We start from the raw sequence: 1,935 nt of genomic DNA, 5'->3' as shown, positions 1-1,935 counted from the left end.
ACAGCGACCTTGCCGACCATCCCACCGTCAAGCCAACTCAGCTTCTCGCCGAAGCCATTCGCGACGTCACGCGTCAGGGCGAGATCGTGCTCGACGCTTTCTCAGGATCCGGCAGCACCATTCTCGCTTGCGAGCGCACCAGGCGCGTCGGCTACGCCGTCGAGATCGAGCCACGCTACATCGATGTCGCGATCCGGCGCTGGGAAAAGATGACCGGCCGCAAGGCTGTTCTCGAGGCCAGTGGCGAGACGTTCGCGGAGGTGGCTGCATGCCGAAATGACCGCGGCGCGCAGTAAGTTCGATTTCATTATTTTCGCTCATCATGGGTGGGCGATGTTGCATCCACTCAATGGAATTCACCTCATGCCGATCGTTCCCACGAGCCGCCCGCACACCAGCGCGTCGCCTTCATCCGTTCCCATCTCCCGTCCCGAGATACAGCCTCGAGCACGCATTCGTCGGCCTGTCCCTGCCGTGTTGCAGAGCGTCGAGAGCTCGTCCAACGCCATCGCTGTTACGCCCGTTGAGCCCGGCAAGGGTGAGTATGAAGTGGGCTACAAGAAGCCGCCCAAGCACTCGCAGTTCAAGAAAGGCCAGTCCGGCAACAGAAAGGGGCGCCCCAAAGGCGCCAAGGGCCTGAACACCATCGTGCGCAACATCTACACGAAGAAGGTCACCGTGCGAGGCGCGAGCGGTTCGGAGCGCATGTCCAAGATGGAAGCCATCGTCCACAAGACAGTGGAGAAGAGCTTCTCGGGTGACATGCGCGCGATCGACAAGTCGCTCAAGCTGTACGCGCAATGTGTGCCTGACGAGCCCATCGCGGTGGCAGCGCCGGTAGAAAGTGCATCGACCGCTGATATGGATGCGCACGACAAGGCCATTCTCGCAGCGTATCGGCGCACGGCGCGTGAAGAGGATGACGAGTGATGAGCGCTCTTCCCGCCCAGGCAGCCCTTACTGCCATGATGCGCCAAAACTTCTCGCTCTTCCTGATGCGCGTCTTCAAGGAGCTGCATGCCGGCGCGCAGCCGTTGGAGCTTGCCTGGTATCTTGAAGCGATCTGCCATGCGCTGGTCGAAGCAAGTGCCGAAGATGGCGCCCGGCTCGTCATCACCGTACCGCCGCGCCATCTGAAGTCGGTAGCCGCGTTGGTGGCCCTGCCGGCGTTTCTTCTTGGGCGTGATCCCACGCGCCGCATCATGGTGGCGACCTACAGTCAGGATCTCGCACGCCTTCATGCGACACAGTCGCGCGCGATCATGCAGTCCGCCTGGTATCGCGCCATGTTCCCAGGAACGCAGATCGCCGACGATGGCAACCGCATGCTCGAGACTGTCACGACGTGCGGCGGTGGGCGCAAGGCAGTTTCGGTCGGCGGCTCGGTGACCGGCCACGGTGCCGACGTCATCATCGTCGACGATTGCCTCAAGGCCGATGACGCGCGCAGCGAAGCCAAGCTCGAGGAAGCACGGGCTTGGTTCGCCGGCACGCTCGCAACCCGCCTCAACAGCCCTGGCGGCGGTGCCATTATCTCGATCTCGCAGCGGCTGCACGAATATGACCTGCCGGCGATGCTGCTCGAGAGCGGCTATCGCCATCTTTGCTTACCGGCCATTGCCGAGCGCGACGAGGTGATTCCGCTGGGACCCAAGCGCCGCCACCAGCGCAAGGTCGGTGACCTGCTCGACCGCCCTGGCGTCACGCGCGAAAAGCTCGAAGCCGACCGGCGCAGCATGGGCGCCCAGGTATTTTCGGCCCAGTTCCAGCAGAACCCAGTAGCGCCTGAAGGAAATCTCATCCGGCTCGAATGGTTCGAGAACTACGATGAAGAGTTCGAACGCGAGGACTTCTACCGCATCGTGCAGAGCTGGGATACCGGGCTCAGCGACGAGCCTGGTGCCGATTATTCGGTCTGCACGACCTGGGGCTATC

The 1,935-nt window shown here is 62.5% G+C and carries 3 protein-coding genes; all 3 read left to right on the top strand.

The annotated features are described in order from the left end of the window. Positions 1-296 (top strand): DNA methyltransferase (locus SPMU_RS16570; protein ID WP_140418516.1); only part of this gene is annotated, 296 nt, incomplete at its 5' end. Further along, a complete protein-coding gene (locus tag SPMU_RS16565) occupies positions 277-930 on the top strand; it encodes a DUF5681 domain-containing protein (protein WP_140418515.1) in 654 nt (217 codons plus the stop codon). The genes SPMU_RS16570 and SPMU_RS16565, both read left to right, overlap by 20 nt. Continuing rightward, the coding region (locus SPMU_RS16560) for a hypothetical protein (RefSeq protein ID WP_140418514.1) at positions 930-1,935 on the top strand (1,006 nt) is incomplete at its 3' end. The genes SPMU_RS16565 and SPMU_RS16560, both read left to right, overlap by 1 nt.

This window comes from Sphingomonas mucosissima (assembly GCF_002197665.1).
Lineage (GTDB): Bacteria > Pseudomonadota > Alphaproteobacteria > Sphingomonadales > Sphingomonadaceae > Sphingomonas > Sphingomonas mucosissima.
This window is presented reverse-complemented; position numbering and strand designations above follow the sequence as displayed.

What these genes read in the sequence shown, in the direction of transcription:
- SPMU_RS16565 (WP_140418515.1), top strand. Translation starts at nt 277, where the DNA reads ATGACCGCGGCGCGCAGTAAGTTCGATTTCATTATTTTCGCTCATCAT.